1 pseudogene is annotated in these 960 nt (G+C 69.1%); it reads left to right on the forward strand.

What is annotated here, in order from left to right:
- Positions 1 to 339 precede the first annotated feature (339 nt).
- Positions 340 to 960 (forward strand): annotated as a pseudogene (locus TN53_RS48805) (FAD/NAD(P)-binding protein); the annotation flags it as partial.

A 960-nucleotide genomic window follows, 5' to 3' on the forward strand; every position in this document is an offset into this window, starting at 1 on the left:
CCCCGTCGCTGCCGGAGCCGGGCGGCATGACAGTCGTATGGCAAAGCGCGGTGGAGCGTGTGCCCAGGACCGCGCAATAGCACGCCGCGGCATTCGTGGGGCGGCAGAACACTGGCACGTTTTTCCGGTTGGCGGCACCGGCGCGGTGCCTCAGGCAGCCATTCGTTGACCCGAATTCGGCAAAGAGGATTTGCTTCCCTCGTACCGGAGCCGTGCCATGCCAGGCCATTGCGGCTCTTTCTTCTCTCCCGTGAGTCAACGCCTTGCCGTGCCTTTCCATGCCTTTCCACGCCTTTTTACGCCGAGCAGGAGCAACAGATGGGGAACCAGCGACTGACCATGTGCATCATCGGCACCGGGCCCCGCGGCCTGTCGGTGCTGGCACGCGTCTGCGCCAACGCCGCCCTCGCCCCGGACACCGGACTCACCGTGCACGTGGTCGAGTCCGAGCGGCCGGGCTCGGGCCGCGTCTGGCGCGGCAGCCAGTCCCGGCATCTGCTGATGAACACCGTCGCCTCCCAGGTGACCCTCTTCACCGACGAGTCGGTGGAGATGGAGGGCCCGCTGGAGACCGGGCCGAGCCTGTACGAGTGGGCGCAGCTCATGGCGTCGCTGGAACCCGGGGAGTCCGGTCTGGACGACGGCTTTCACGCGGAGGCCCGCGCGATGGGCCCCGACACGTATCCGACCCGCGCGTTCTACGGCCACTAACTGGAGGGGGTGTTCCATCGGGTGGTCGCGCTCGCCCCCCTCCACGTCGACATCGTCGTCCTCCACACCCGGGCCGTCGCCCTGGACGACGCGGCGGACGGGTCGGATCCGACGCAGACCGTGCGGCTGGAGAACGGCCGCGAACTGAGCGACCTGGACGCGGTGGTGCTCTCCCTGGGCCATGTGGAGGCCGAGGACCCCGACACGCTGGCCCGGCTGCACAAGAAGGCGCAGGCTCTGGGGCTGCGG

Origin of the sequence: Streptomyces sp. WM6386 (assembly GCF_000972385.1) — a bacterium.
In the GTDB taxonomy this organism is placed as follows: domain Bacteria; phylum Actinomycetota; class Actinomycetes; order Streptomycetales; family Streptomycetaceae; genus Streptomyces.